The organism is Citrobacter sp. RHBSTW-01013 (assembly GCF_013781985.1).
Taxonomy (GTDB): domain Bacteria; phylum Pseudomonadota; class Gammaproteobacteria; order Enterobacterales; family Enterobacteriaceae; genus Citrobacter; species Citrobacter braakii.
The window spans coordinates 4370783-4397408 of sequence record NZ_CP056185.1 but is presented as its reverse complement, the minus strand read 5'-3'; the positions used below and the strand labels follow the sequence as shown (position 1 = coordinate 4397408).

Annotated in this window: 28 protein-coding genes and 3 tRNA genes; 15 read left to right on the top strand and 16 right to left on the bottom strand. The window is 52.4% G+C overall.

The genetic code is table 11. The features are described 5' to 3' along the window. Positions 1 to 38 precede the first annotated feature (38 nt). Positions 39 to 953: a GntR family transcriptional regulator gene (locus tag HV350_RS21095; protein WP_016151582.1), complete on the bottom strand. Its 915-nt coding sequence runs from the start codon at positions 951 to 953 to the stop codon at positions 39 to 41. A gap of 137 nt (positions 954 to 1090) precedes the next feature. On the opposite strand from HV350_RS21095, the gene HV350_RS21090 reads away from it, so the two are divergent. Together HV350_RS21090 and HV350_RS21085 are read left to right on the top strand one after the other, a co-directional pair. After that, the gene (locus HV350_RS21090; RefSeq protein ID WP_019078308.1) at positions 1091 to 2113 is read left to right on the top strand and encodes a zinc-binding alcohol dehydrogenase family protein; all 1023 of its coding nucleotides are present in this window, start codon (positions 1091 to 1093) and stop codon (positions 2111 to 2113) included. Between the two features lie 13 nt (positions 2114 to 2126). Beyond that, the gene (locus HV350_RS21085) at positions 2127 to 3572 is read left to right on the top strand and encodes a tagaturonate reductase (protein ID WP_149382298.1); all 1446 of its coding nucleotides are present in this window, start codon (positions 2127 to 2129) and stop codon (positions 3570 to 3572) included. Positions 3573 to 3678: 106 nt separating this feature from the next. Here the strand turns inward: HV350_RS21085 and opgB are convergent, their stop codons facing one another. The 6 genes from opgB to HV350_RS21055 form a co-directional block, all read right to left on the bottom strand. Beyond that, a complete protein-coding gene (gene opgB, locus HV350_RS21080; RefSeq protein WP_103928885.1) occupies positions 3679 to 5970 on the bottom strand; it encodes a phosphatidylglycerol--membrane-oligosaccharide glycerophosphotransferase in 2292 nt (763 codons plus the stop codon). A 229-nt stretch (positions 5971 to 6199) separates the two neighbouring features. Further along, positions 6200 to 6691: a DUF2501 domain-containing protein gene (locus tag HV350_RS21075; protein WP_016151586.1), complete on the bottom strand. Its 492-nt coding sequence runs from the start codon at positions 6689 to 6691 to the stop codon at positions 6200 to 6202. A 70-nt stretch (positions 6692 to 6761) separates the two neighbouring features. After that, the gene (gene dnaC, locus HV350_RS21070; protein ID WP_101700348.1) at positions 6762 to 7499 is read right to left on the bottom strand and encodes a DNA replication protein DnaC; all 738 of its coding nucleotides are present in this window, start codon (positions 7497 to 7499) and stop codon (positions 6762 to 6764) included. Positions 7500 to 7501: 2 nt separating this feature from the next. Then, a complete protein-coding gene (dnaT, locus tag HV350_RS21065) occupies positions 7502 to 8041 on the bottom strand; it encodes a primosomal protein DnaT (RefSeq protein WP_016151588.1) in 540 nt (179 codons plus the stop codon). 123 nt (positions 8042 to 8164) lie between these two features. Beyond that, positions 8165 to 8638, bottom strand: a complete 474-nt coding sequence (locus HV350_RS21060; protein ID WP_016151589.1) for a threonine/serine exporter — start codon at positions 8636 to 8638, stop codon at positions 8165 to 8167. Then, positions 8629 to 9405, bottom strand: coding sequence for a threonine/serine exporter ThrE family protein (locus tag HV350_RS21055; protein WP_016155624.1), 777 nt, complete (start codon positions 9403 to 9405; stop codon positions 8629 to 8631). The genes HV350_RS21060 and HV350_RS21055 overlap by 10 nt, the downstream gene beginning before the upstream one ends. A 458-nt stretch (positions 9406 to 9863) precedes the next feature. Between HV350_RS21055 and HV350_RS21050 the strand changes: the two genes are divergently transcribed. Together HV350_RS21050 and bglJ are read left to right on the top strand one after the other, a co-directional pair. After that, complete coding sequence (locus HV350_RS21050; protein WP_016151591.1) at positions 9864 to 10589, top strand: response regulator transcription factor; 726 nt, start codon at positions 9864 to 9866, stop codon at positions 10587 to 10589. Then, positions 10550 to 11227 carry a DNA-binding transcriptional activator BglJ gene (gene bglJ / locus HV350_RS21045; protein ID WP_181629261.1) on the top strand — a complete coding sequence of 226 codons (678 nt, stop codon included), beginning with the start codon at positions 10550 to 10552 and terminating at the stop codon, positions 11225 to 11227. Before HV350_RS21050 ends, bglJ begins: the two co-directional genes overlap by 40 nt. A 54-nt stretch (positions 11228 to 11281) precedes the next feature. On the opposite strand, the gene HV350_RS21040 is transcribed toward bglJ, so the two are convergent. Further along, positions 11282 to 11743 (bottom strand): YbaK/EbsC family protein, encoded by a 462-nt coding sequence (locus HV350_RS21040; protein ID WP_016151593.1) that lies wholly within the window; start codon positions 11741 to 11743, stop codon positions 11282 to 11284. 235 nt (positions 11744 to 11978) lie between these two features. Here HV350_RS21040 and HV350_RS21035 point away from each other — a divergent pair, with 235 nt between their 5' ends. Further along, a complete protein-coding gene (locus HV350_RS21035) occupies positions 11979 to 12119 on the top strand; it encodes a hypothetical protein (protein WP_181629260.1) in 141 nt (46 codons plus the stop codon). Next, positions 12109 to 13452, top strand: a complete 1344-nt coding sequence (locus tag HV350_RS21030; RefSeq protein ID WP_016151595.1) for a PTS sugar transporter subunit IIC — start codon at positions 12109 to 12111, stop codon at positions 13450 to 13452. Before HV350_RS21035 ends, HV350_RS21030 begins: the two co-directional genes overlap by 11 nt. A gap of 29 nt (positions 13453 to 13481) precedes the next feature. Here the strand turns inward: HV350_RS21030 and fhuF are convergent, their stop codons facing one another. Both fhuF and HV350_RS21020 read right to left on the bottom strand, forming a co-directional pair. Beyond that, entirely contained in the window at positions 13482 to 14270 is a 789-nt protein-coding gene (gene fhuF, locus HV350_RS21025) for a siderophore-iron reductase FhuF (protein ID WP_181629258.1), read from the bottom strand. 108 nt (positions 14271 to 14378) lie between these two features. After that, complete coding sequence (locus HV350_RS21020; RefSeq protein WP_049282559.1) at positions 14379 to 15455, bottom strand: GGDEF domain-containing protein; 1077 nt, start codon at positions 15453 to 15455, stop codon at positions 14379 to 14381. 216 nt (positions 15456 to 15671) lie between these two features. On the opposite strand from HV350_RS21020, the gene HV350_RS21015 reads away from it, so the two are divergent. Further along, the gene (locus HV350_RS21015; RefSeq protein WP_019078313.1) at positions 15672 to 15947 is read left to right on the top strand and encodes a DUF1435 domain-containing protein; all 276 of its coding nucleotides are present in this window, start codon (positions 15672 to 15674) and stop codon (positions 15945 to 15947) included. Positions 15948 to 15986: 39 nt separating this feature from the next. Here the strand turns inward: HV350_RS21015 and HV350_RS21010 are convergent. The 4 genes from HV350_RS21010 to rsmC all read right to left on the bottom strand — a co-directional run bounded on the left by HV350_RS21010 (position 15987) and on the right by rsmC (position 17542). Continuing rightward, positions 15987 to 16072: transfer RNA gene (locus HV350_RS21010), tRNA-Leu, on the bottom strand. Positions 16073 to 16103: 31 nt separating this feature from the next. After that, positions 16104 to 16189 (bottom strand) — tRNA-Leu (locus HV350_RS21005). A gap of 28 nt (positions 16190 to 16217) precedes the next feature. Next, positions 16218 to 16304 (bottom strand) — tRNA-Leu (locus HV350_RS21000). 209 nt (positions 16305 to 16513) lie between these two features. Then, positions 16514 to 17542: a 16S rRNA (guanine(1207)-N(2))-methyltransferase RsmC gene (rsmC, locus tag HV350_RS20995; protein ID WP_047358379.1), complete on the bottom strand. Its 1029-nt coding sequence runs from the start codon at positions 17540 to 17542 to the stop codon at positions 16514 to 16516. A 103-nt stretch (positions 17543 to 17645) separates the two neighbouring features. Between rsmC and holD the strand changes: the two genes are divergently transcribed. The 8 genes from holD (at position 17646) to HV350_RS20955 (ending at position 24155) form a co-directional block, all read left to right on the top strand. Next, positions 17646 to 18059, top strand: a complete 414-nt coding sequence (gene holD / locus HV350_RS20990; protein ID WP_003837254.1) for a DNA polymerase III subunit psi — start codon at positions 17646 to 17648, stop codon at positions 18057 to 18059. Next, on the top strand, positions 18028 to 18474 hold the full coding sequence (gene rimI, locus HV350_RS20985; protein ID WP_005123887.1) for a ribosomal protein S18-alanine N-acetyltransferase: 447 nt from the start codon (positions 18028 to 18030) through the stop codon (positions 18472 to 18474). The genes holD and rimI overlap by 32 nt, the downstream gene beginning before the upstream one ends. A gap of 14 nt (positions 18475 to 18488) precedes the next feature. Next, entirely contained in the window at positions 18489 to 19169 is a 681-nt protein-coding gene (yjjG, locus tag HV350_RS20980; protein WP_016151600.1) for a pyrimidine 5'-nucleotidase, read from the top strand. 92 nt (positions 19170 to 19261) lie between these two features. Next, the gene (gene prfC / locus HV350_RS20975) at positions 19262 to 20851 is read left to right on the top strand and encodes a peptide chain release factor 3 (protein ID WP_016151601.1); all 1590 of its coding nucleotides are present in this window, start codon (positions 19262 to 19264) and stop codon (positions 20849 to 20851) included. Positions 20852 to 21156: 305 nt separating this feature from the next. Further along, on the top strand, positions 21157 to 21774 hold the full coding sequence (gene osmY / locus HV350_RS20970) for a molecular chaperone OsmY (protein ID WP_016151602.1): 618 nt from the start codon (positions 21157 to 21159) through the stop codon (positions 21772 to 21774). A gap of 127 nt (positions 21775 to 21901) precedes the next feature. Then, positions 21902 to 22063 carry a DUF1328 family protein gene (locus tag HV350_RS20965; protein WP_003019081.1) on the top strand — a complete coding sequence of 54 codons (162 nt, stop codon included), beginning with the start codon at positions 21902 to 21904 and terminating at the stop codon, positions 22061 to 22063. A gap of 245 nt (positions 22064 to 22308) precedes the next feature. Further along, positions 22309 to 23382, top strand: coding sequence for a patatin family protein (locus HV350_RS20960; RefSeq protein ID WP_016151604.1), 1074 nt, complete (start codon positions 22309 to 22311; stop codon positions 23380 to 23382). Further along, a complete protein-coding gene (locus tag HV350_RS20955) occupies positions 23379 to 24155 on the top strand; it encodes a metal-dependent hydrolase (protein WP_053389011.1) in 777 nt (258 codons plus the stop codon). The genes HV350_RS20960 and HV350_RS20955 overlap by 4 nt, the downstream gene beginning before the upstream one ends. Positions 24156 to 24187: 32 nt before the next feature. Here HV350_RS20955 and HV350_RS20950 read toward each other — a convergent pair whose 3' ends face one another. Further along, entirely contained in the window at positions 24188 to 25051 is an 864-nt protein-coding gene (locus HV350_RS20950) for a YjjW family glycine radical enzyme activase (RefSeq protein WP_181629256.1), read from the bottom strand. Next, positions 25023 to 26573 (bottom strand): YjjI family glycine radical enzyme, encoded by a 1551-nt coding sequence (locus tag HV350_RS20945; protein WP_095715613.1) that lies wholly within the window; start codon positions 26571 to 26573, stop codon positions 25023 to 25025. The genes HV350_RS20950 and HV350_RS20945 overlap by 29 nt, the downstream gene beginning before the upstream one ends. Positions 26574 to 26626 lie beyond the last annotated feature (53 nt).

Here is a 26626-nt window from a genome sequence, read left to right as displayed (position 1 = left end):
CGTGCTCCCGGTAATGGTTTGCTGTTTTTTATCGGTACTTAATGAGCGGCGCTATGGCTTTGGTTGATGGAGCGAATCATCGATTGTTTGGCTGAATTCAAATGGTTACAGAGCGCCAGGGTGGCATCCAGGTCGCTGCGGCAAATCAGTGCGCTGAGGATGGTCATATGCTCATCAATGGCAATGATATTGCGCTGCTTGAGGTCGCTTTCATCCCACTGATAATGAAAGTGGAAAATCACGGAGATGATTTCAAGTGATTGATTAAAAAATATATTATCTGCTGCGGAGAGCAGTAAAGCATGAAACTCACGGTCTAACTGCGAGAACATACGAAAGCTGCTGCCGATGCTGTCGCGCAGGACCCGGTGGCGCTCAAGCAGTGTTTTAGCCTGCAGCCAGCGCGGGTCATCGTCGGGCAGATTGAGAAAATGCTGCAGGGAATGGGTTTCCAGCATCTCTCTGAGTTCAAACAGCTGTTCCGCATAGGCCTGATCGAACTGCTTCATGCTCCAATGGCCGCGTTTTTCGTTTTTGATCAGATTGTAACGTTCGAATTTTAAAAGATATTCTCTCACCACCACCGGGCTGACCCCTGCAGCTCTGGCAAGCTGTAGTTCGGAGAAACTCTCGCCTGCGCGTAGCTGACGCTGGTTGATCATGGTGAAAAAAGCCTGCTCAAAAATCCGGTTTTGCTCAGTCATGGAGGCGGTGGTACAGGCAAAACCGTCGTCATGGTCGGGTTTACGTACGATGACATAGTGGCTGCCGACCTGGGTCAGCACGCCGCACTCGCCTAAGTGGCTCAGCATATGGCGCACGGTGGTGCGGCTGATGTTGTACATCTCCGCCAGCGCGCTTTGCGACGGGAGGGGGGAAGGGATATGACCACGCGCCATATCATCGATTATCTGGTTAATCACATTGTGGCGTAAGTTCTGTGAACGGCTCATGGCTTCTCCTTTTTGCGTATTAAAACCCGATTTAAAACATTTTTATGCGCTGGGATTCACAGATTGTGTTTCTGCTTTCTCCGGCTTTTTTATTTTCGTTGATATCTGAGGCAACAAAAAAACAGGAGAGCAGAATCATGTCTACGATGAATACGTTGATTTGCCAGGAACCTAAAAAATTAGTCTGGAAAGAGCGTGAAATACCTATTCCGGGTGAGGGTGAAGCATTAATAAAAATTAAATCAGTCGGGATTTGCGGTACCGATATTCATGCCTGGGGTGGCAATCAGCCATTTTTCAGCTATCCACGTGTACTGGGTCATGAAATATGTGGGGAAATTGTCGGGCTGGGCAAAAATATACAGAATCTGAAAAATGGTCAGCAGGTGGCGGTTATTCCTTACGTGGCCTGCCAGCAGTGTCCGGCCTGTCTGAGCGGGCGCACTAACTGCTGCGAGAAGATTTCGGTGATTGGCGTGCATCAGGATGGCGGCTTCAGCGAATACCTGTCCGTACCGGTCACCAACCTGTTGGATGCGCAGGGAATTGATCCGCAGGCGGCGGCGCTGATTGAGCCTTATGCCATTAGCGCGCATGCGGTACGCCGGGCGGCAGTGGCTCCGGGTGAGCAGGTGCTGGTGGTCGGTGCCGGTCCGATTGGTCTGGGCGCGGCGGCGATTGCCAAAGCCGATGGCGCACAGGTGGTGGTCGCCGATACCAGTCCGGCTCGCCGGGAGCATGTGGTTTCCCGGTTGGGGCTCCCGGTTATTGATCCGTCTGCTGAAGATTTTGATGCGCAGTTGCGTGACCAGTTTGGTGGTTCGCTGGCGCAAAAGGTCATTGATGCCACGGGCAATCAGCATGCGATGAACAACACGGTGAATTTGATTCGCCATGGCGGCAGCATTGTTTTCGTTGGGCTATTCAAAGGCGATTTGCAGTTCTCCGATCCGGAGTTCCACAAGAAAGAGACCACCATGATGGGCAGTCGCAACGCCACACCGGAAGATTTCGCCAAAGTGGGCCGCCTGATGTCGGAAGGCAAACTGACCGCCGACATGATGCTCACGCACCGTTACGCGTTTGCCACACTGGCAGAAATCTACGAACGGGATGTGATTAACAACCGTGAGCTGATTAAAGGCGTGATCACGTTCTGAGAGGGGAAATGCGATGAAGACATTGAATCGACGTGATTTTCCGGGTGCCAGTTACCCAACGCGCGTGATCCAGTTTGGTGAAGGGAATTTCCTGCGAGCGTTTATCGACTGGCAACTGGATATCCTCAACGAGCAAACCTTTCTGAACGCTGGCGTGACCATCGTTCGCCCGATCAATAGCGATTTTCCACCGTCGCTGAATACCCAGGATGGGTTGTACACCACGCTTATTCGCGGGCTAAACGCGCAGGGCGAAGCGGTGAGCGAGGCGCGGCTGATCCGTTCGGTGAATAACGAAATCAATCCGTATCAGGACTTCGCGGCGTATCTGGCGCTGGCCCACAATGCGGATATTCGCTTTGTGTTTTCGAATACCACCGAAGCCGGAATTAGCTATCACGCGGCAGACCGGGTCGATGATGCGCCACCGGTAAGCTTTCCGGCTAAACTGACGCGTCTGCTGCTGGAGCGTTTTAATCATTTTGAGGGTGCAGTGGATAAGGGCTGGGTCATTATCCCGTGCGAGCTTATCGACTATAACGGTGAGGCGCTCAAAACGCTGGTACTGCAGTATGCGCAGGAGTGGCAGCTTCCCCCGGCGTTTGCCGACTGGGTGGCGACGGCAAACACCTTCTGTTCCACGCTGGTCGACCGCATTGTCACCGGCTACCCGCGAGAAGAAGCCGCCGCGCTGGAAGCTACGCTTGGCTATCACGATGCGTTTCTCGATACCGCGGAGCATTTTTACCTGTTTGTGATTCAGGGGCCGCAGTGGCTGGCCGAGGAGCTGAAGCTGGCGCAGTGCCCGCTGAACATTCGGGTAGTGAGCGATATCAAACCGTACAAAGAGCGTAAGGTCGCCATTCTCAATGGCGCGCATACGGCGTTGGTGCCGGTGGCCTGGTTGTGTGGTCTGGAGACCGTCGGCGAAGCGATGCAGGATGCCGATGTCCGTCACTTTATCGAGCGGGCGATTAGCGAGGAAATTATACCGGTATTGGATCTCCCGGCGGATGAACTGCGTGAATTTGCCGACGCGGTGAGCGGGCGTTTTCAAAATCCCTACATTCGTCACCAGTTGCTTTCCATTGCGCTTAACGGGATGACCAAATTCCGTACCCGAATTTTGCCGCAACTGCTGGCGGGCCAGCAAAATGGGCGCTGGCCCGTGCGGTTAACGTTCGCCCTCGCGGCGCTGCTGGCGTTTTATCGCGCAGAGCGGGAGGGAGAACGCTATCCGATACAGGATGATGAGCAGTGGGTTAGCCTGTATGCCAGTCTGTGGCCGCGAGTTGGCAAAGATTTAACGCTGCGTGAACTGGTGGATACTGTGCTCGGCGATGCGGCGCACTGGGGTGAAGATTTGACGTTGCTGCCCGGGCTTGCCGGGCAGGTGACGGCAAACCTGGAAATGATTCTGGTGCAGGGTATGCGCCAGGCAGTGAAAAGTCTGGAATAAGGTTGCCATGCAGCGCCCGGTGTGGTGTTGGGCGCTGTTTTTTTTTCAGACAATAAATGCGGCTAGCTGTAAGACTGATAAGCGAAGCGCCATCAGCCATTTCATGTTACGAGCCCTGAGCGACCACTTTGATTTCAACCATCCCGATCCCCAGCTTACGCGGCGAGTGGCCGAGAATATTGCCCTCGTTGGTGGCGACCGGATCGGGTGGGACAATCACCAGCGTATCGGCATCTGCCGGGTTATCAAAATGCAAGGTAGTGGTAGTGACATCATGGCCTAACACCAGCGTCTGTTCCTCGTGGCCAACGCGCACGGGAATAGGACGATTGGCATTGTCGCCGAAGGCTTTCGCGGTGATGACCAGATCGAATTTCTTCGGCAGCGGGGCCTTGTACTCGATGGTCACCTCTTTGCTGAGCTGCGCATTGGACCAGCGCCCCCAGGATTCGGGGCGTGATATGCCGCTAAACTGTTTAACCTCTTCCGGCGCGCCCGCCACGTTGAAGACGAAGCTGTCGGCTTTGTAGCGAATGTCGTTATCGACAATTTTCAGCGTATCAACGTTACCTTTGTAGCGCTCCATGTCGATCACCGTGTCTTTAAACACGGTTTTACTTTTCCATTTGGCTTTGTCGACGTGCTGCACGATTTGCTGTCCGCCTAACTGGCCTTGCGATACGCACCAGTCGGTGGAGAGCGCCAACTCCGGGGCCCATAGCTGCGCCATTTTGTAGCAGCGATCAACCCAGACAAAGTTATCTCGCGGCGCGAAATCTGCCAGTTGGAAGCGCAGCGGGGCCGAGTATTCGCTTTCCGGCAGCGGCTCGACGCGTTTGTCCGATACGCGCAGCAACAACGGCAGGCGGAAATGGCTGCCGGAGAAAGAGATCATGTTTTTGTCCTGGTCGACGGTGAACTCTTTCATCTCTTTCGGGAAATTCCACAGGCGGATGATATCGGGCTTCCACGCCAGCATTTTTTCTTTGATGTTCAGGAACACTTCAGACACGGATTCGCTCGACAAACTGCTGCGGCCAAGACCGATAAAGTTATCGCCACCGAGAATATCCAGTACCGTTGCCCCGTTATCCATCGTGTTACGCTTCACCGCCAGCGTGTCCTGCTGTGGCTGGTCGCCGCGCAGCACGAAGAACAGGTTGTTGCGATCCTGCTTGTTCAGATACTTCCATGCGGTGTTGTTCATCGCCAGATGATCGGAAGAAACCACGATAACGGTATCTTTGAACCACGGTGAGGCTTTAATCTTATTGATAAATTCGGCAATGTTTTCCTGGCTGCAGCTGACCGCGCTGAAGGATTGGTTGGCCTTCCCGTCGATGTCATAACGTTTACGGTTGCAGCTACGTGAGATAAATCCATCTGGATGATGGGTATCCACAGTCAGCGTAAACAGTGAAAAGCGCTGGCCCGAACGCGAAAGCTCTTCGAATTTTTTCCATGCTTCATCCAGCACGGTATCGTCGTAGAAGCCCCAGTCGTTGCGATAGGCCGGGTCCGCAACCACGCTTTTTAACTCTTCCGCACCGTAGAGATGATCAAAACCGTGAGATTTCAGGAACACGTCTTTGCCGGCAAAGCGCAGGTTGGCTCCCTGCACAAAGTAGTTTTGATAGCCGGAGTTTTTCAGGATATCACCCAGACAGATATTGTTGGGGAAGAAGCTGGAGACCGACGCCGAGGCGTTGCCTTCAAACGGCGCAAACAGCGGAATACCGCACTGGGAGGCGACCATGCCAGCGATGGTGTAATCGGTACCCGGCAGTTGCATGGTATTGCTGAAATCCAGACCTTCGTTTTTCAACGCACCGAGTTCCGGGGTCAGATCCGGGAACGCGTCGTTGTTAAAATAGGTGCGCTCGAGGCTTTCTCCATAGATATAAACCAGATTCAGCTTCGGGTTGGGAATCGTTTTTGACGGCTCTTTATAATAGGTTGGGAAATCCGGATCGCCATCGCGCGACTGCGACTTTACCAGTTCGGTTATCTGGTGAAACGCCGGGCTGGCATCTACGGAGGCCAGCGCCAGCAGCAGGGCCAGCAGACTGTAACCCACATGATGCGGATGATGGCGACGGCGGCGCAGAATCCAGCCGAGAGCGACAAAAACGGTCGTCAGGACCAGCGCAATCCCGACACCAGGTAAGATATATTTTCCAATTCCCGCGCCGGTCAGGCTGTTGGTCAGCGTGTACAGAACCGCGTCATTGATACCGTCGCCGGTGAAATAGTCACTGGCATACAGCGTGATATTCAAGACAATAAAAATCCCCAGCACCGTTAACGTGGCAGCAAACCACCAGGTATTGCGACCCGCTTTCCAGGCGTAAATCAGCACTGAAGCGAGAAACAGAGTGATGGAGATGAGTTCTGACAACGATCGATCCTCAGTTAACCGGGCAAACGCCAGGCAGGCTAATGATTTTGGGAAAGCACAATGTAATAGCGATGTTGCATTGCTGCAATTGTAGTGACATTAAATTACGTTGTTATTCAGAATTGGTTTAGATATGCGTGTTTTTTGCGGGGATTTACTGATTATTTGACGTGTGAATTTTATGGGGAGCAGGTTGATGCCGCGCAGGATATACGCGGCATGTCGTGCGTCAGGAAATGAAGTTCATACCCTGTTTTAACACCAGATCGCAGGCCTTGGTTTTTACCTGCTTCGCCAGCGAGCTGTTGCCAATTGTGTTCAGGTCCAGTTGTTGACCATCTTTGGCGTTGAGCAGCCCCTGAATGCCGTCCATATAGTTGGTGTCTTGTTTCTGCTCCGGAGCACTGAGGCCCAGTTTATCCAGCACCTGGTTTTTGACGTTCTGCGTGTCGGTGACCGAGGCCAGTTTCTGTTTCGCGCAATATTCCAGGATCCCGGCGGCGTTATTCATGCTGCTGGAGGTCAGCGACTGATTGCTGCCATTCAGTAGACTGGTCAGGGAAGAGAGCGACGAGCCGCCCTGCGAGCCGGAGCTTTGTTTGCTCAGTTCGCTGGCCGCGCTGGAGAGCGAATCCTGCCAGGAGGCGGCGAAAACGCTGGTCGAGATGAGCGTGCTGGCGGCAAGCGCACAGCACAGCAGACGTTTGGTTGTTTTCATCATTATATGCAACTCGTGTTATGCCTTTTCAGCGCAGTATAGCGCCGGCAGTCTTAGGAGTGGTCCTAATACGTTAATACTCTTTACCGGTTACCCGACTACGGTAGCTTTCCCAGTTGAAGTTTACCCATAAGCTATTGCCTAAGCGCATACGATCCATGACCCGTTCGCCGAGAAGTTTATTCATTTCATCCATGGTCAGGTTGGTCAGCATACCGGTTGGCCGTTTAGAGGACGAGCGACGATCGACGATCTGGTTGATGATCACCTTTTCATAGCGGGATTCGGTCTGCACGCCGATTTCGTCGATCACCAGCAAATCGACATTGCTGAGATCGTTCAGCAGCTGTTCTTCGCTGGTTTCACGGTTGCTGAAGGTATCTTTCATGGCTGACATAATGTCCGCAACGGTGATAATCAGCACCGACTTGCCGCGCAGCAGCAGTTCGTTGCAGATAGCAGCGGCCAGATGGTTTTTGCCGGTGCCGGGCTTGCCAGAGAAAATAAAGCTGGCGATGTTGCCGTCAAACTCTTCAACGTACTGGCGAGCTTTGCTCAGGGCGTTCATCTGACCTTCGCATTCCACCCGATAGTTATCGAACGAACAGTTCTGATGCAGTGGACGAATACCGGAACGGTTGAATGTGCGCTGCATTTTCATGGCTCGGTTTTCACGGGCCAGCGCTGCGGCGCGAATTTCACCTTGCTCTTTTTGCCATGCCAGCAGCTCCTCGCCCGTTTTAAAGGCTGGCTCGACATTAGCCGGCATCATTTTTTGCAGACGTTTCATCAGGTCGCCAACGTTTTTCATCGTTATCCTCTAAAACCCGGTGGAATATGGTTGTCAGGCTCGCTGACACTGTTCACATCGCGCTTCGGCATTCCGCCATTGCTGGCCCGGCCAATCTGGATGCTGCGTGCCAGTTTTTGCTGCCACTGAATATGGTGAAAGACTTTGCCTTCGGCCTGCCAGTAGGCGACAAATGAGGCCAGTTCCTCGGCGGTGACCGGTTCTCTTAACGCCACGCCCCACAGAGCGGCCTGGCGCTGAAAGTCGGCATCGGGCTGCCAGTCAGCGTACATCGCAAATTTCCCCATTGGCACGACAACAGGAGCGGTTTGCGGCTCTTCATAAAATTGTGCATCCAGCGTCACATCGCTTCCCGGGCGTGACAGCTTCTCTTCAAGCGCCAACAACTCGGCCAGTCGTGCAGGCGTCACCGCGTAAAATGCTGGCGCGTTATTGGCGAATACGGCTACGGCGCCGCCCGCAGACCTGGCCAGCACCGTGTGGTGATCGTGTAGTAAGGCGTCAATGCTAGTGACGTCCGGCGTCAAAATTTTGCTGGGCATAATGTTTCTCAATACTGAACAACAACCGAGAAGGGGACTGCTTTTATAGTAACACAGAGAAGAAGGAGAGCAGCAGAAGAGGGGGCGATTCCCCTCTCTGTGAGGAGCTAACAAAGCGTGCCGCTAAACGCGCGGGCGTTTGCGATACAGCCATAATCCCGGTACGGATAGCCCGATGGAGAGCGCTCCGACAATCGATGAGGCTTTCAGGAAATTGGTCAACAGCGTGATCATCAGCGCTTCGCTGTAACCAAAATGGCCGATTTTTACCGCCGAGATCATGGCGGTATAGGCAGAGATCCCAGGGAACATGGGGATTACTGCCGCAACGGTGAAGACTTTCGGATGCGCCAGATACCAGCGTGACCACTGGATCCCAATGCAGCCCACCAGTAGCGACGCCATAAAGGTTGACCATTCGATATTAAATCCTGCGCTCATCATCACCATTCGTGAACCGTGGCCGAGTGCGCCGAGTAACGCGCACCAGGGGAGCGCCCGATGTGGTACGTTAAATACCATGGCAAAGCCAAGCGCCGGGATTGCCGACAGGATCATGTCCTGCATTAGCGCCAAAATGAAATCGATCACGCCCATCCGCGCAGCCCCCATAAGGTCATCGACATGACTACGCCAATGCAGGTCGCCAGCGTCAGCAGACTGGCAATAGCCCAGCGAGCGAGCCCAGTATTAATGTGTCCCTTAAACATATCCGCGACGGAGTTGATCAACGGAAAACCCGGAACCAACAGCAGCACGCTGGCGGCCATGGCGATGGTTGGAGTGTGGTTAAACGTCGGCAACGTCAGCAGCAGACCAGAAATCGAGGTTGCCACAAACGCAGTAATGCAGAAGTTGATTTGCGGGTGCAAATGCCGGGACGCCAGAATCTGGCGAATATACATTGCCACCATACTGGCGAAAAAGGTGATCACCGCGCCATCCCATCCGCCATTATTGAGTTTACAAAAGCAGGCGCAGGACAAGCCGACCATAAAGGCGACCAACCATCTTGGATAGCGCAGCGGCTTAATCTGGCTAAAGCGTTTCTCAACGCCTTTAACATCCAGCAGTTTGTGTTCCGCCAGAATAACGATGTGCTGCACCTCCGTCACGACGTGCATGTTAATTCCGCGATCCTGATTTTTTCGCGTTGAAGTCAGGCACTGCCCGTCTTTAATGGTGGTCAGGACGATGGCGTTAGAGGAGATAGCGCTTTCTACGCTATCCATGCCAAGCGCTAGCCCGAGGCGGGTGGATAGCTCGTCAACCAGCGCACTTTCTGCCCCATGCTGAAGTAAAAAAAGACCGCATTGAATACATAACCGTGTAACCGTTCGCTGTGACGACTGCTCTGTTTGCATGACTCGCTCTGACTGAAAAGGATCTCTTTGCGTGGCGGATGTCTTCTTTTTATCATGAAGCATGATCCTGTTGGCTCTGGCTAAGATCAAGCTTTGCGTCGAAAAAAGATGCAGATCGTACGTCTGATGCGTTTGCACACCTCACTTGCTTATCAATAAAGACAGCGCTTATGAAAATGTAGTGTTATTTATCAGGATGGAAAATACGTAAGCAACGCTAACGATCTATTGTAGTTCTTTTAATTGTACAAAGAGTGTATTCATGAGTAATTATTGGCATGATGGTTCAATAGTTTGATGCTACTGGGATTGTAGCGGTATAACTTTGTTTATAAATAAAAGCCAAGGATAAACAATTCACCTCGTCTATTGTTTAGGGTTTCCTGTTAATTAATACTTTTAATTTATCAGGGGATTTTTAATAAGTGCGAATACGGACTGGTGAGTGTGGAGGAGATATGTTGCCAGGACGCTGCAAAAACGCAATTATTATTAGTAAATTACCGATCGTACAAACCGGACTTAAAGGTGTAATGCAGGGGCAGTTCGCTGATTATGAACTTACCTACTGCCGCTCCGTCGAAGAATTGACGTTGCTGCAGCTGCGTTGTGCCGATTTGGTGATTGCTGATTTATCCGGAGACTGTAATCATCCACGTTCAGTCTGCGAACAGTATTATTCTTTATTATCTCAATACCGCGATATTCACTGGGTATTTCTCGTTTCTCGTGTTTTTTATCCGCTGGCCATTGAATTGCTGATGTGTCCTGTCAGTTCGCTGTTATCTGATGCCGAGACGATTGAAAGTTTGGTGAATGTTATTCACGCAGGAAATAGCCGTGCCGAGAGAATTAGCAAGTCGCTGCTCTCTCCGCCCGTGATGCCAGAATTAGCAGACCATAGCGCCCGCTCAATTGTACTTACCCTCTCGGAGAGGAAAGTGCTGAGACTCCTGGGAAAAGGTTGGGGAATTAATCAGATTGCGACATTGCTGAAGAAAAGCAATAAAACGATTAGCGCCCAAAAGAACAGTGCTATGCGCCGCTTGTCGATACATAGCAATGCAGAAATGTACGCCTGGATAAACAGTTCTCAAGGATCGCGAGAATTGAATTTACCTTCAGTTTATGGAGAAACCACGGAATGGAAAGCCGAAGCATCAAAAGAAACGTTGCGCTGGTAGAGAAGTGCGCGATGAGTAGCGTCGGTATTAAGAGCCTGTTTAATACCATGCCGGATAACCAATACGAACTTCATATCTTTTCGAGCCAGCCTGCATTTAGTCAGGTGATGTTAAAAACGTCGTTTTCGGCGGTTATTTTCTCCCTCTCGGCAATCAGAACCGATCGCAGGGCCGGGTTAGCTTATCTGACGGAACTGGCGGTAAATTTTCCGCGTATTCGCCGGGTGGTGATTGCTGATGATGACGCTGAAGCACGATTAATCGGCTCTTTGTCACCTTTGCCGTTAGATGGCGTTGTGAGCAAATCTTCTTCATTAACGGTACTACAGGACGCGTTATTTACAGTATTGAACGGTCCCAACCGGGGAACCGAAGGTTTTAAAAACCATTGGTATATCAATCAAAGCCGTATGCTCAGTCCAACAGAACGAGAAATACTGCGCTTTATGTCGAATGGCTATTCAATGCCGCAGATCGCTGCTCAGTTAGAGAGGAATATTAAAACCATTCGGGCACATAAATTTAATGTGATGTCCAAGCTGGGCGTGAGCTCAGATGCCGGACTGCTGGATGCTGCAGATATCCTGCTGTACCTGCGTGCAGGTGAACCTGCACCTTTTCTACAGGCGGCTTCTTAACGGGTAATGTTAGATCGTTTCGTGCCGGGTTTCGTTATCGGCACGGAACGTGAATCATCCCTGACACACATCCACCCAGGTGGCGGAAGTCAGCTCAGCCATCCTTTCTGGCGTGATACGAACGGCGCTGTGGATGGCGCCTGCGGCGGGAAGCACTTCAGCGTAATGCTTCAACGAAACATCGCAGTACACCGAAATCGGCGTTTCCAGTCCGAAAGGGCAAACGCCGCCAACGGGATGGCCCGTCGCGTTCACTACTTCATCGCTACTCAACATACGGGCTTTGGCACCGAAAGTGCTCTTTAGCTTTTTGTTATCCAGTCGGGCATCACCTTTGGCGACGACCAGAATAATGTCGTTCTTGACCTTCAGCGAAAGCGTTTTCGCGATCTGGCCAGGTTCGACGTTATGGGCTTTCGCTGCCAGATCGACGGTAGCTGTGCTCTGATCTAATTCGATAATCTCAATATCTGGTGCATATTGCGCTAAAAATTGGCGTACAGATTGCAAACTCATTCTTCTCTCCAAATCGCCTACAGGCAGCTCCATCCAGCAGAAAACCGCATGGCGTAATTTGTCATAGGGGCAAGCTCGCTGTAAATATTTTAATGTAACAACATGGCAACATTGGCAGTTTTTCGATCGTCTTCACAATCAAAGAAACCGGTTACAGTAACCGGTTGCAGAATGCTCAAATGGCGATTAATACTGAAGTTGTCACTTCCTCTGTATCACATAATAAGAGCCATCTATGAAACTGAACTCAAAATGCAGTAGCGCTGGCGTTCCTCCCGGCACGGTTGCGAAAAGTAGTAATGGGCTTTACGTGGTGGTGTTGATACCAGCACGGTTGCAGGGTTTTGCACAACTGGAGAACGGCTATGTCTACTAATCATGCTGTGTTTAATGTGATTTTCCGCTTCGTTGAAAATTACGTCAGCCCTGTTGCCGGGCGCATCTCTTCACAACGTCATGTGATGGCTATCCGTGATGGGTTTATTTCGGCGATGCCCTTTATGATCGTAGGCTCGTTTCTGCTGGTTTTCGCCTATCCACCTTTTTCGCCGGATACCACCTGGGGGTTTGCACGTGCGTGGCTGGATATGGCGAAACAGTTTGAAGGCCAAATCCTCACACCGTTTGATATGACGATGGGGATCATGTCAGTCTACATATGTGCGGCTATCGCTTATAACCTGGGCAAGCACTATGTGAAGTCGCATCAGCTAGATCCCTTCATGTGCGCGATGCTATCGATCATGGCTTTTTTGCTGATTGCTGCACCGAAAACCAAAGGCACTATGCCGGTTGATAGCCTGGGCGGTACGGGGATTTTCACTGCCATCCTGGTGGCTATTTACTGCGTTGAAATGATGCGCTTCCTGAAGGCGCACAACATCGGCATTCGTTTACCCGATCAGGTGCCGCCGATGATCAAAAACTCCTTCGATCTGCTGATCCCTGTGCTGGTGGTGGTGCTGACGCTGTACCCGCTGAGTCTGGTGATTCAGTCGCAGTTTGACATGCTGATCCCGCAGGCCATCATGGCCATCTTTAAACCACTGGTGTCTGCAGCGGATTCTCTGCCAGCGATACTGCTGGCGGTGCTGATCGGCCATCTGCTGTGGTTTGCGGGTATTCATGGCGCGGCAATTGTGTCGGGAATGCTGCAAATGTTCTGGCTCACCAATCTCGGGATGAACCAGTCGGCGCTGGCGCAGGGCGCGCCTTTACCGCATATCTTTATGGAAGCGTTCTGGACGTTCTTTATTGTGGTTGGAGGTTCCGGCGCGACGATGGGGCTGGTGATTTGCTATCTGCGTAGCCGCTCGGCCCATCTGCGATCGATCGGGCGTTTGAGCGTTGTCCCGAGCATTTTTAATATTAACGAACCGGTGATTTTCGGTACGCCGATTGTCATGAACCCAGTGTTCTTTATTCCCTTCCTGCTGGCCCCTATGGTGAACGCAGTGCTGGCCTGGGCGGCGATGAAGCTGGATTTAATTGGGCGGGTGATTTCAGTGGTTCCCTGGACGGCCCCGGCACCGGTTGGCGCGGCATGGGCGTTAGGCTGGGATTATCGTGCGGCCATTCTGGTTGTCCTGCTGGCACTGGTGTCTGCCGTCATCTACTTCCCATTCTTTAAGGTTTACGAAAAGCAGCTATTAGCGCAGGAAAAAGAAGAAGCACAGCGTATAGAAGAAGAAAATCAGCAGGTTGCATAACTGACGGGCGAGGGGCTACGGCTCCTCGCTTACTTCAGCGTGCAGTCACCGCATTGCTGGACATCGGGCAGGCGATAGCGCTGGCAGCAGGTTCTGCGCACTAACAGTCCCTCGCGCAGAACAACGGTACGCCACAGGGGATTATCCTGACCGCAGGAGAGTTGCTTCTCAAAAAAGCAGGTCTGGCGCAGAGTGGTCAGCAGTTCTTCACCTAATAACGGCTTCATTTCCGTTAAATACCAGTGAATTAAATATCCGGTGTTGCTCCAGATAAGCTTCGCATTGATCTCGCCTGTCGCTTCCAGCGCCTGCACAACCGGCGTCAGCGCCGAGAGAATCAGTGTTTCCATGCGTTGCTGAGGAGACTGGGCCGTGACCTGGTGATCCTGATGCACGTCGATCCAGAAGCAGGCAGCACGGCCTGTTTCGTGGAATTCTACGTGCATGTGTTCAGGAGAGACGTCGATGGCCTCTTTTTGCGTCAGCAGGGCCACCATGAGCGGAGGCATCATCAGGCCGATATACCACTGCGCCCAGAGAGAAATCAGCGGCTTATTTTCGCGTGGCAGCGTGGGCTGATTGCGATAAATATGGTCTGAATAGACAGCCAGCAATGAACTTAGCGTCGTTGATTGCGTCCATTCATGTAGCGTCATCGCACCTGGCACGGGCGTTTCGTCAAGACGAATGAAGTCCAGCAGGTGCTCACGGGTGTTGGCTATCGTTGCGCGTACGGCAGCAGCCAGCGAGGGTATCTTTGCAGGCAGAGGGCTACGCCAGATGACATCTTCAACGATCGGTGCGGAACGATAAGCCATGTCGATATAAGGATGTTAATCTTAATGATAATGATTGCTAATCCTATAATTGACATTGAGCGATGGCAAGATCTTTGTCGCCATCCCGGGCGCCACCGCACAGATAGCTCAGGCAGAAGGGCAGTTTACCCGCAGGTCATCGCTGACCAGCGTACTGTTGCGCCCAAGGCTCTTGGCCTCATAAAGGGCTTTATCCGCTCGGGCAACAGCGGCATCAATATCCTGCTCGACCAGAGGCGCAATACCAATACTCACGGTTACGTTGGTTGCCACGCTCTCGTTAAACATGTGAGGAATTTTAAGGTCGTACACCTTCTGGCGAATACGTTCGGCGGCAGCCTGGGCCTGCTGGGGATCGACCGCGGTCAGCAAAACCATAAACTCTTCCCCACCAAAGCGCGCCACCACGTCCCGGGAGCGCACGGAGTCACGAATCGCGGCAGAGACGCGGATCAGCGCCTGATCTCCCATCATATGACCGTAGTGATCGTTATAGGCTTTGAAATGGTCGATATCCAGCAGCAAGACGTAGTGCTTCGCGTTGCTCAAGGCCAACAGCGTATCGAGTCGGTGTTGCAGCCCCCGGCGATTGTACAAACCGGTTAGCGGGTCGAGCATGCTGAGCCCGTTCAGGGTCTCCCGTTCTTCCAGCAGTTTGTACATCAGCTGCTGGGCGAAGCCATCGTAGCGCTTTTGTATCACATGCTGGATGGCTATCCCGGCCATGGGCAGCGCCATAAAATAGAAAATTCGCAAACCATGCTCGCTGCCATTCAGCCATAAACAGACGGCGACGGAAGGCAATGAGTGAAGCGTAAACGCGATGATATTATTGGCAAAAGCGATAGATCCAATAAACAGCACGCTGAGAAGCGCGATTAATAGAAAATAATAATCATTATGACCCAGTGCGTTATATTTCAGGAAAATATGTAATGCCCATAGCAAACCAAAAACGATTGAAATAAAAGGAAGATTAATTCTTTTATCCACATATTTCCTATGCCATGCCAGCAACAATGTACTCATCACGAGAATCAGCAACGCCGGTACTGACAACGCTTTGACGGCAAACAGGGGAAAAAAAAGCGTAAACAGTGCGGAGACTGCGTTGAGCAGCAGAAACAATCGTAAAGAGAGTTGGTATTTTTTGGTGCGCAGAGCTCGCCAGGATTGTACTGTCATAGGTAAATATTGTTAGTTATCTGCAATGTACGAAGGTGTGTTGGTAAATAAAACAAATAACGAACGGGGTATCATTCGCAGAGGTTTTTATTGTTTTTAGTTGAAAAGCTAACCGGCGAGCAATTTATCACCTTAAATTATTCATGTCATCAATCGTTAAGTAAAACTCATATAATTGATAGTGCCTCCCAGCTGACAAATGAGAAAATTTATCATATGATATTGGTTATCATTATCAATGTCATAGGTGGTACCATGTTGCAACGTACGCTGGGCAGTGGATGGGGTGTTCTGCTGCCGGGAATACTGATTGCCGGGATGGCATTTAGCGACCTGTCGGTCTACGTATGGAAGGCGATGATTGTATTAGGATTACTGTTGACTTCACTCATGCTGTACCACAAGCGTTTGCGGCATTTTGTCCTGTTGCCTTCATGTGCGGCGCTGATCGGCGGCATTGTTCTGGTGATGATGAACGGGAATCAGGGATGAACAAAACAGGGAAGAAAATCGAGAGGGAAATAAGATAATTGGTGCGAGGGGGGGGACTCGAACCCCCACATCCTAAGGACACTAACACCTGAAGCTAGCGCGTCTACCAATTCCGCCACCTTCGCACAGTCATCTTATTTTTTGATATCGCCTCGTTGGTGCGAGGGGGGGGACTCGAACCCCCACATCCTAAGGACACTAACACCTGAAGCTAGCGCGTCTACCAATTCCGCCACCTTCGCCCAGTGCGAGCAATATCAACGTGGATTATGGTGCGAGGGGGGGGACTTGAACCCCCACGTCCGAAAGGACACTAACACCTGAAGCTAGCGCGTCTACCAATTCCGCCACCTTCGCATACCATCGACACTCAAAAAAGTATCGTTACCACGGAGGCGCATTCTAGTGGTTTTCAACTTTTCGTCAATAGTTAATTGCCCTGGACGCGCTTAATTGATGTAAAAATGGGCGCTAAACGCAGGCCGTGTAAACGAAGTGCCACCCCGCATTTCGCAAACCCTGCCGGATGGCGGTGCAGGCACCTTATCCGGCATGGGATGACCGTTCTACTTCTTCGCCTGACGCGTCATGATGGTGCGATAGACCTTGAAGCGACCGGTCTGCGCGATAACTTCGTGGAAGCCAAACACTTCATCCAGTACCTTCGGATAAGGCAGGAAGGCGTTCGCCACGATACGCAGTTCACCGCCGCTGTTGAGGTGGCGCACTGCACCGCGAATCAGCGTTTGCGCGGCATCGAGGCTGGTCTGCATTCCATCGTGGAAAGGTGGGTTGGAGATGATCATATCAAAGCGACCCGTCACGTCAGAAAAGACGTTACTGGCGATTACGTCTCCTTCAATACCGTTGGCAGCAAGCGTTGCGCGGCTGGCTTCAACGGCGGCGGCACTAACATCGCACAGGGTTAAGCGCACTTTTGGCGAGTGGCTGGCTAAGGCGACGGAGAGTACACCTGCACCGCAGCCGACATCCAGAACTTTGCCTTTGGTGTGCGGCGTCAGCGTGGAGAGCAGCAGTTGGCTGCCAACATCCAGGCCGTCACGGCTGAATACGCCCGGCAGCGTTTTGATGGTCAGATTTTCGGTCTGGTATTCATCCCAGTATTTTTCTGCATCAAAGACCGGCTGTTTTTCCAGACGACCATGGTACAGGCCACAGCGACGCGCGCTGTCGACTTTGTTCAGCGGTGCGTATTCGGCCAGCATCTGCTCTGCGCTACGTACGCCGCTGCGGTTCTCACCAACAACAAAAATATCGGTGCCCACCGGTAACAGTGACAGAATGTTCATCAACTGGAACTGGGCTTCCGGCTTATTCTTCGGCCAGTAGTAGATCAGCGTATCGCTATCGGCAACGTCATCGGTCTGGGCGACGAGGCTAAAGCGAACGTTGTCGCCCATCTGGCGGTTAAGCACCTGCCAGTGGTGAAGCTGCTGAGTGTGCGCACGGCTGGCGGCGCATTCAAAATGGGCAGGCAGGTCATCCTGCAAATCACCGGCAAACAGAATACGGCTTTGTTCGAAATCATCACTGTGGCGCAGCAAGACTTCACTTGCCGGGGTAAAAGCAGACATGGAGTGCTCCTTAAATTGTACAGCGGGGGATTATAGTTGTTTGATGGCACGGATTCGACAAATTTGCTATATTTGCGCCCCTGATAGACAGGAGTGTTTCGCTATGACATCCCGACGAGACTGGCAGTTACAGCAACTGGGCATTACGCAGTGGTCATTGCGTCGTCCCGGCGCACTGCAGGGCGAGATCGCGATTTCAATTCCTGCGCACGTCCGTTTGGTGATGGTTGCTGCACAATTACCCGCACTAACCGAACCGTTGATGAGCGATATTTTACGCGCATTAACCGTCAGCCCGGATCAGGTTTTACAACTGACGCCTGACCGTGTCGCCATGCTGCCGCAGGGCAGTCGCTGTAATAGCTGGCGGCTGGGAACCGAAGAGCCGCTGCTGCTGGAGGGCGCTCAGGTCGAGAGTCCTGCCTTTAATGAATTACGGGAAAACCCCGCGGCCCGCGCCGCGTTATGGCAACAAATCTGCGCATATGAACACGATTTCTTCCCTCGAACCGACTGATTTACCTGCAGCATTTCAGATTGAAAAACGCGCTCACGCTTTTCCGTGGAGTGAAAAAACATTTGCCAGCAACCAGGGCGATCGCTACCTCAATTTTCAGTTGAGGGTTGACGACGTAATGGCCGCCTTTGCGATTACACAGGTCGTGCTGGATGAAGCTACGCTGTTCAATATTGCCGTCGATCCTGACTTTCAGCGCCGGGGCCTGGGGCGTGAGCTACTGGAATACCTGATCGATGAGCTGGAAAAGCGTGGCATTTTGACACTGTGGCTTGAAGTACGCGCCTCAAATGCTGCCGCTATCGCGCTGTACGAAAGCCTGGGCTTTAACGAGGCGACGATCCGGCGCAATTACTATCCGACGGCCGATGGTCATGAAGACGCCATTATAATGGCATTGCCAATCAGCATGTAAGACAAGGTGTAATGATGAAGAAGTGGGACTGGATTTTCTTTGATGCCGACGAAACGCTGTTTACGTTTGACTCGTTTACCGGCTTACAGCGGATGTTTCTCGACTATAGCATTACCTTTACCGCTGAAGATTTTCAGGACTACCAGGCCGTAAATAAACCGCTGTGGGTGGATTATCAAAACGGTGCGATAACCTCATTACAACTCCAGCACGCTCGTTTTCAGAGCTGGGCTGAGCGCCTGAAGGTTGAGCCAGGCCAGCTTAATGACGCCTTTATCAATGCGATGGCGGAGATCTGCTCGCCGTTGCCAGGGGCGGTTTCTCTGCTCAATGCGATTCGTGATAAAACAAAAATCGGTATTATTACTAACGGCTTTACGGCGTTGCAGCAAATCCGCCTTGAGCGGACGGGGCTGCGCGACTATTTCGACCTGCTGGTGATTTCTGAGCAGGTTGGCGTGGCAAAACCCGATCCCCGTATTTTTGACCATGCGCTGGAGCAGGCGGGCAATCCTGAGCGTTCTCGCGTACTGATGGTGGGCGACACCGCAGAGTCCGATATTCTTGGCGGCATTAACGCCGGGCTATCCACCTGCTGGCTAAATACGCACCACCGCGAGCAGCCAGCGGGCATTCAGCCGACCTGGACCGTAGCGTCATTAAGTGAACTGGAGCGGCTCCTGTGTAAACACTGATTGCCTCCCCCCCGTTGATGGGTAAAATAGCCGCAATTTTTCGTATTCAACTTGCACGGCCTGTTGCCGTGCTTACCTAAGAAGATTTGACTATGACGTTGTCTCCTTATTTGCAAGAGGTGGCCAAACGCCGCACTTTTGCCATTATTTCTCACCCGGATGCCGGTAAAACGACAATTACTGAAAAGGTACTGTTATTCGGACAGGCGATTCAGACCGCCGGTACGGTAAAAGGCCGTGGCTCCAGCCAGCATGCGAAATCTGACTGGATGGAAATGGAAAAGCAGCGTGGTATCTCCATTACCACCTCTGTGATGCAGTTTCCATATCATGACTGCCTGGTAAACCTGCTGGACACCCCAGGGCACGAAGACTTCTCTGAAGATACATACCGTACTCTGACGGCGGTGGACTGCTGCCTGATGGTCATCGACGCCGCAAAAGGTGTTGAAGACCGGACCCGTAAGCTGATGGAAGTTACCCGTCTGCGTGATACCCCGATCCTGACCTTTATGAACAAACTCGACCGTGACATCCGCGATCCGATGGAGCTGCTGGATGAAGTCGAGAATGAACTGAAAATCGGCTGTGCGCCGATCACCTGGCCGATTGGCTGCGGTAAGTTGTTCAAAGGCGTCTATCACCTATATAAAGACGAAACTTACCTGTACCAGACGGGTAAAGGCCACACCATTCAGGAAGTGCGCATTGTTAAAGGTCTGAACAACCCTGAACTCGATGCCGCCGTGGGGGAAGACCTGGCGCAGCAGCTGCGCGACGAGCTGGAGCTGGTGCAGGGCGCGTCTAACGAGTTCGACCATGAGCTGTTCCTCGCGGGCGAAATCACCCCGGTATTCTTCGGTACCGCGCTCGGTAACTTCGGCGTTGATCATATGCTGGATGGCTTAGTGGAGTGGGCGCCTGCGCCGATGCCGCGTAAAACCGACACCCGTGTCGTTGAAGCCTCAGAAGAGAAGTTCACCGGCTTCGTGTTTAAAATTCAGGCCAACATGGACCCGAAACACCGTGACCGCGTGGCGTTTATGCGCGTGGTGTCCGGCAAGTACGAGAAAGGGATGAAAATGCGCCAGGTGCGCATTGGTAAAGACGTGGTTATCTCCGATGCGCTGACTTTTATGGCCGGTGACCGTTCTCACGTGGAAGAAGCGTATCCGGGCGATATTCTGGGTCTGCACAACCACGGCACTATCCAGATTGGCGATACCTTTACCCAAGGCGAAATGATGAAGTTCACCGGTATTCCGAACTTCGCGCCGGAGCTGTTCCGTCGTATTCGTCTGAAGGATCCGTTGAAGCAGAAACAGCTGCTGAAAGGGCTGGTTCAGCTGTCCGAAGAGGGCGCAGTGCAGGTTTTCCGTCCGATCGCTAATAACGATCTGATCGTGGGCGCTGTTGGTGTGCTGCAGTTCGACGTGGTGGTTTCACGCCTGAAGAGCGAATACAACGTTGAAGCGATTTATGAGTCGGTCAACGTAGCGACAGCACGCTGGGTAGAGTGTTCTGACGTGAAGAAATTCGAAGAATTCAAGCGTAAAAACGAAATTCAGCTGGCGCTGGATGGCGGCGATAACCTCACTTATATCGCGCCGACCATGGTTAACCTGAATCTCACCCAGGAACGTTACCCTGACGTTCAGTTCCGCAAAACGCGCGAACACTAATCGACCTTCAGGGCACGGTATCCGCCGTGCCCTACAACTTTTCCTGTCTTTTAAATCCCTTGCGGAATGTTCTTAAAACCTCGCGTTTTTCTTTTGTTTGCACGTTTTTTAGTCAATCTGGACTGCGATCACGAAATCCTGAACTATATTTAACAATGTGATGACATAAATGTCGGCGTTAAATGCTTTTTAGGCTGCCTGTTGCAGCTTCTATTGCTGATATTTATTCCACTTACAAGATTAGTTGCTGGCTCAAGCCGTTTACGGCAGAGCGCAGCTTTTAGCAAACATACAGGAATACATCGATGACAATGACAGGACTTAAGATTTCTAAAACGCTGCTGGCCGTGATGCTGACCTCCGCTGTTGCAACGGGTTCTGCTTATGCAGAAAACTCCACGACGGATAAAACGCAATCCGGCGTCGAAAGTGCGGGGCAGAAAGTCGATAGCTCCATGAACAAAGTCGGTAATTTCATGGATGACAGCACCATCACTGCGAAAGTAAAAGCCGCGCTGGTGGATCACGATAGCATTAAGAGCACCGACATTTCCGTTAAAACCGACCAGAAGGTGGTGACGCTAAGCGGGTTTGTTGAAAGCCAGGCACAGGCCGAAGAGGCAGTTAAAGTCGCCAAAGGCGTTGAGGGTGTGACCTCCGTTAGCGACAAACTGCACGTACGTGATAGCAAAGACACTTCTGTAAAAGGCTATGCGGGCGATACGGCAATCACCAGTGAGGTAAAAGCCAAGCTGCTGGCCGATGATATTGTCCCTTCCCGCAAAGTGAAAGTTGAAACCACCGATGGCGTGGTACAGCTTTCAGGAACCGTTGAATCACAGGCTCAAAGCGATCGCGCTGAGAGCATCGCCAAAGCGATTGATGGCGTGAAAAGCGTCAAAAACGATCTTAAAACTCACTAATTAGACTTAATTCGTCCTCCCGACGTTTGTCGGGAGGCGTGTTGTGCACCACACTGAAAATATCGCCGATGGGCAGCCTGAGTGCTCATATCAAGCGGTGACATTAACTATGGTAAAGGAGAAGCGCATGTTTCGATGGGGCATCATATTTCTGGTTATCGCGTTAATTGCCGCTGCACTGGGTTTTGGTGGACTGGCGGGTACCGCTGCTGGCGCAGCGAAAATTGTTTTTGTGGTGGGGATCATTCTGTTTCTGGTCAGCCTGTTTACAGGTCGTAAACGGCCCTAGCGACATCCCCTTTATTCTTCAAGTTAAAGGCGCGCTGGCTACGCGTGCTCGCCCGTATCACTTACCAGAGTAAGCAGATCGGGATTCACGCCCTTGCCGCCTTCTTGTGACTCGAATTATTTTGGGGATTAACCGTAAAGATAACTTGCTACTAAGCCAGTCCACCGGACTGGCTTTTACGGTTTTAGCATCAGGCAATTTGCGTTACTTTGTTGTTCTATTACAAAAACAACAGGAAGGCAGAGGTGGGGCAGAGAATACCCGTCACGCTCGGCAATATTGCGCCGTTATCGTTACGTCCGTTTCAACCAGGCAGCATGGCGCTGGTGTGTGAGGGCGGCGGACAAAGAGGCATCTTCACCGCTGGCGTACTGGATGAATTCATGCGCGCGCAGTTCAATCCTTTTGATCTCTTCTACGGGACCTCCGCTGGCGCGCAAAACCTTTCAGCCTATCTTTGTAACCAGCCGGGTTACGGTCGTAAAGTTATCATGCGTTACACTACCCGACGTGAATTTTTTGACCCGGTGCGCTTTGTGCGTGGGGGAAATTTAATCGATCTCGATTGGCTAGTGGATTCGACCGCATCCCAGATGCCGCTGGCGATGGATAACGCCGAGCGCCTGTTTGCCGCAGGGAAATCGTTTTATATGTGCGCCTGTCGGGGCGATGACTACACGCCTGGCTATTTTTCGCCGAACCGGCAAAACTGGCTCGATCTTATTCGTGCCTCCAGCGCGATTCCCGGGTTCTACCGCGCAGGGGTTGCGCTGGATGGTGTGAATTATCTCGATGGGGGAGTCAGCGACGCCATTCCCGTGCAGGAAGCGGCGAAGCAGGGGGCAAAAACGCTGGTGGTTATCCGCACCGTGCCTTCGCAAATGTATTACACCCCGCAGTGGTTCAAGCGTATGGAACGCTGGCTGGGCGAAAGCAGCCTGCAACCGCTGCTGAATCTGGTCCAGCACCATGAAGCCAGCTATCGCGCGATTCAGAGTTTTATTGAGAAACCGCCGGGCAAGCTGCGTATCTTTGAGATCTACCCGCCCAAACCGCTCCATAGCATGGCATTAGGAAGCCGTATTCCGGCGCTGCGGGAAGATTACAAGACCGGACGCCTGTGTGGTCGTTACTTCCTGGCAACCGTCGGTAAGCTGCTGGCGAAAAATGCGCCGCTGCCTCGTCAGACGCCGAAGATTGTGGTGCCGGGACCGGTCGTGGTTCCACCTGCGCCGGTGGCTAACGACGCTCACGCCCCCGTGGTGACCAATGCGCCTCAGGCTAACGACACGACGTTTAATAATGAGGATTTGGCGTGAGTTATCGTTTTATTGATACGCATTGTCACTTTGATTTTCCGCCATTTACGGGCGATGAATCTGCCAGTATTCAGGGCGCGACTGACGTCGGCGTGCAAAGCATTATCGTTCCGGCCACCCAGGCGGCAAATTTTTCCCGTGTACTGGCGTTAGCGGAAAATTACCCTCCATTGTTTGCCGCCCTGGGGCTGCACCCCATTGTTATTGAACAACATAGCGATGACTGCCTGGAGCAGTTGCAGCAGGCGCTGGATAAGCGTCCGCAAAAGCTGGTGGCGGTAGGTGAGATTGGGCTGGATCTTTATCGGGACGATCCGCAATTCGATAAGCAAGAGCGGCTGCTGGAAGCGCAGCTTAAGCTGGCGAAGCGTTACGAACTGCCGGTGATCCTGCATTCGCGGCGCACTCATGACAAGCTGGCGATGCACCTGAAACGCCATGCTTTACCGCGAACCGGCGTGGTGCATGGATTTTCCGGGAGCGTGCAGCAGGCCGAACGTTTTGTGCAACTGGGCTACAAAATTGGCGTGGGCGGCACCATTACCTATCCGCGCGCCAGTAAAACCCGCGAGGTAATGGCGCAACTGCCGCTGGACTCACTGCTGCTGGAAACTGACGCGCCGGATATGCCGCTCAACGGATTTCAGGGACAGCCGAATCGCCCGGAGCAGGTGGTCAGAGTCTTTGATGTCCTCTGCGAGCTGCGCCCGGAACCTGCGGATGTTATCGCTGATGCGCTATATCGCAATACGACGGCGTTATTTGATTTTTAATTGCCGGACGACGGATGCGTCGCATCCGGCAATCACAGGTACAGCGCCGGGAAGATCAAATTATCCACCCCGCGCTCGCGCAATCTTTGCGCCAGTTGCTCCACATCCTCAGGCGTGGCGCTCGGCCAGTCCTTCGCTTCGCCGTACACCCCGTGCGCATGAAAGGCATTTAGCCGCACCGGTACATCACCTGAACGTTTGATAAACGCCGCCAGTGCATCGATATGCTGTAGATAATCCACGTGGCCAGGAATAACCAGCAGGCGCAGTTCCGCAAGTTTTCCCTGCCCGGACAAAAAGGTAATGCTTTGTTTAATCAGCGCGTTATCGCGGCCAGTCAACTGTCGATGACACGCGCTATCCCAGGCTTTTAAATCGAGCATTACGCCGTCGCATACCGGCAGCAGTTTTTGCCAGCCGGTTTCGCTCAGCATGCCGTTGCTGTCTACCATACAGGTCAGGTGTTGCAGCTGCGGATCGGTTTTGATTGCGTTAAACAGCGCCACGATAAACGGCAACTGGGTGGTCGCTTCGCCGCCGCTGACCGTAATTCCTTCAATAAACAGCACCGCCTTGCGAATATGCTGCAGCACTTCATCAACGCTCAGGGTTTGCGCCATCGGCGTGGCCTGCTGTGGGCACATGTGCAGGCAGGTATCGCACTGCTGACATACGTCGGATTGCCATCTCACTTTCCCCGCACTCAGGCTCAGCGCCTCATGCGGGCAATGCAGGACACATTCCCCGCAGTCGTTGCAGCGTCCCATCGTCCACGGATTGTGGCAATTTTTACAGCGCAGGTTACATCCTTGCAGAAACAGAGCCAGGCGACTGCCCGGCCCGTCGACGCAGGAGAAAGGAATGATCTTACTTACTGAAGCGCATCTGCTGTTCATGGCTAATCACGCGAGGTTGTCGTTCCAGAATGCGGGTATTGCGCGCGGCTTCTTCGCCCAGCCAAGTGGTGTTGGTGCGTGAACCTTCGGCGCGATATTTTTCCAGATCCGACAGGCGTACCATATAGCCGGTGACGCGGACCAGATCGTTACCACTCACGTTGGCGGTAAACTCACGCATCCCAGCTTTAAACGCCCCGAGGCACAATTGCACCAACGCCTGAGGATTGCGCTTGATGGTTTCATCCAGCGTGAGAATGTCGCTGATCCCAGCGTGATAATACGCATGATGCGGCGCGACGGTTTGCAGGTGAGTGATCGGATCCGGCTCATCGCCGTAGGGCAGACGCGCGCCCGGCGTGGTGCCGATGTCAGAACTGATCCCTGACTGTGCGTGCAGCATTGCGCGCTGCTTCCAGCCAAATTTCACCGGGGTACTTTCTACAAACTCCGCCAGTTGGGCGCTGATGCGATAGCCGAGCTGATTGGCGACCTCATCTTTTCCGTAGCGAGCATTCTGCCCCGCCTTATCGCACAGCAGATTCACCGCCTCCGCCAGGCCATACATGCCGAACATAGGGACAAAACGTTCGGGATCAATCAACCCTTCCTGCACCAGGAAGCTATTCTCAAAGAAATGTGATTTTTCATAGAGGAATTCACATCGTGAATCAATGATGGCGATTTGCTGCTGGCAATAGTGCGGTAGGGTGCGCGTAAAGAAGTCATCGACAGAGGTGCTGCGCTCTGCGATGGCTTTCAGATTGAGCCTGACCAGCGTGCTTCCACCCCCGGCGAGCGGCAACGAGTTGTAACAGCTGACGACGCCATACTGACCTTTTGTGAAAATTTTATCATTTTCGGGGCCGTTGGAAATGTGCGGCTTACTGCATTCGCAGATATTTTTCGCCACGTTGAGCAGCAGGTCGTCAGGTGTAATTTGCGGATCATAAATGAACGTCAGATTAGGCGAAACCTGCTTTAACTCTGCGTCTGCGCGTAAAATTGCACGGGTGACAGGCGTATCTGCGGGGCCGATATTGGCATGCATAAATGCGTCTGGCAGGGTTCTGTCGAGATAACGCCAGAAACGTTTTATTCGAATATCGATCTCATCTTGTGTTAGAATTCTAACATATGGTTGCAGCAGAACGTCGAGCTGGCCGAGATAGACCGGCATCGAGGTGACTGACGGAACGTGGTGATACAGGATGGTGAGTAAGGATAACGCGTCATCAAGATCCCTGGCTCCTTCCAGTTCCAGCCATGAGGAACCGTTAGCCAGAAAACGCGCGTAGTCGGGTAAAACATAGCGCGGTTTGAACGGGGCATGACCTTCATACATATCGCAGATCACTCCGTCATCCAGCGCCTGGCGAGCCTCAGCAGGTAGTTGCGGGTAAGGCAGCGCGTTTTCAGCCTCCAGCGCCAGGAAGTGGCGTTTCTGCTCAGGGCTGAGCACCGGACTGGTCACGATTTGTTGGCAACGCTGTTGCAGCGCGAGTTCGCTTGAAGTGGGCATCGTTGATTCCTTTTTATCCCGAAGGTGTAACGCCATTGTAGAAAGCAACGCCG

Excerpts from the sequence above, each read along its gene's own strand:
- HV350_RS20945 (WP_095715613.1), bottom strand. The coding sequence starts at position 26,573 with ATGCCCACTTCAAGCGAACTCGCGCTGCAACAGCGTTGCCAACAAATC.
- HV350_RS21035 (WP_181629260.1), top strand. The coding sequence starts at position 11,979 with ATGAAACTGAACTCAAAATGCAGTAGCGCTGGCGTTCCTCCCGGCACG.
- HV350_RS21040 (WP_016151593.1), bottom strand. The coding sequence starts at position 11,743 with ATGAGTTTGCAATCTGTACGCCAATTTTTAGCGCAATATGCACCAGAT.
- osmY (WP_016151602.1), top strand. The coding sequence starts at position 21,157 with ATGACAATGACAGGACTTAAGATTTCTAAAACGCTGCTGGCCGTGATG.
- HV350_RS21050 (WP_016151591.1), top strand. The coding sequence starts at position 9,864 with ATGTTGCCAGGACGCTGCAAAAACGCAATTATTATTAGTAAATTACCG.
- rsmC (WP_047358379.1), bottom strand. The coding sequence starts at position 17,542 with ATGTCTGCTTTTACCCCGGCAAGTGAAGTCTTGCTGCGCCACAGTGAT.
- HV350_RS21015 (WP_019078313.1), top strand. The coding sequence starts at position 15,672 with ATGATATTGGTTATCATTATCAATGTCATAGGTGGTACCATGTTGCAA.
- fhuF (WP_181629258.1), bottom strand. The coding sequence starts at position 14,270 with ATGGCTTATCGTTCCGCACCGATCGTTGAAGATGTCATCTGGCGTAGC.
- HV350_RS21095 (WP_016151582.1), bottom strand. The coding sequence starts at position 953 with ATGAGCCGTTCACAGAACTTACGCCACAATGTGATTAACCAGATAATC.
- bglJ (WP_181629261.1), top strand. The coding sequence starts at position 10,550 with ATGGAAAGCCGAAGCATCAAAAGAAACGTTGCGCTGGTAGAGAAGTGC.
- HV350_RS20950 (WP_181629256.1), bottom strand. The coding sequence starts at position 25,051 with ATGAACAGCAGATGCGCTTCAGTAAGTAAGATCATTCCTTTCTCCTGC.
- dnaT (WP_016151588.1), bottom strand. The coding sequence starts at position 8,041 with ATGCCCAGCAAAATTTTGACGCCGGACGTCACTAGCATTGACGCCTTA.
- HV350_RS21055 (WP_016155624.1), bottom strand. The coding sequence starts at position 9,405 with ATGCAAACAGAGCAGTCGTCACAGCGAACGGTTACACGGTTATGTATT.
- yjjG (WP_016151600.1), top strand. The coding sequence starts at position 18,489 with ATGAAGAAGTGGGACTGGATTTTCTTTGATGCCGACGAAACGCTGTTT.
- HV350_RS21075 (WP_016151586.1), bottom strand. The coding sequence starts at position 6,691 with ATGATGAAAACAACCAAACGTCTGCTGTGCTGTGCGCTTGCCGCCAGC.
- HV350_RS21085 (WP_149382298.1), top strand. The coding sequence starts at position 2,127 with ATGAAGACATTGAATCGACGTGATTTTCCGGGTGCCAGTTACCCAACG.
- HV350_RS21060 (WP_016151589.1), bottom strand. The coding sequence starts at position 8,638 with ATGGGCGTGATCGATTTCATTTTGGCGCTAATGCAGGACATGATCCTG.
- HV350_RS21020 (WP_049282559.1), bottom strand. The coding sequence starts at position 15,455 with ATGACAGTACAATCCTGGCGAGCTCTGCGCACCAAAAAATACCAACTC.
- HV350_RS21030 (WP_016151595.1), top strand. The coding sequence starts at position 12,109 with ATGTCTACTAATCATGCTGTGTTTAATGTGATTTTCCGCTTCGTTGAA.
- HV350_RS20965 (WP_003019081.1), top strand. The coding sequence starts at position 21,902 with ATGTTTCGATGGGGCATCATATTTCTGGTTATCGCGTTAATTGCCGCT.
- prfC (WP_016151601.1), top strand. The coding sequence starts at position 19,262 with ATGACGTTGTCTCCTTATTTGCAAGAGGTGGCCAAACGCCGCACTTTT.
- holD (WP_003837254.1), top strand. The coding sequence starts at position 17,646 with ATGACATCCCGACGAGACTGGCAGTTACAGCAACTGGGCATTACGCAG.
- HV350_RS21090 (WP_019078308.1), top strand. The coding sequence starts at position 1,091 with ATGTCTACGATGAATACGTTGATTTGCCAGGAACCTAAAAAATTAGTC.
- rimI (WP_005123887.1), top strand. The coding sequence starts at position 18,028 with ATGAACACGATTTCTTCCCTCGAACCGACTGATTTACCTGCAGCATTT.
- dnaC (WP_101700348.1), bottom strand. The coding sequence starts at position 7,499 with ATGAAAAACGTTGGCGACCTGATGAAACGTCTGCAAAAAATGATGCCG.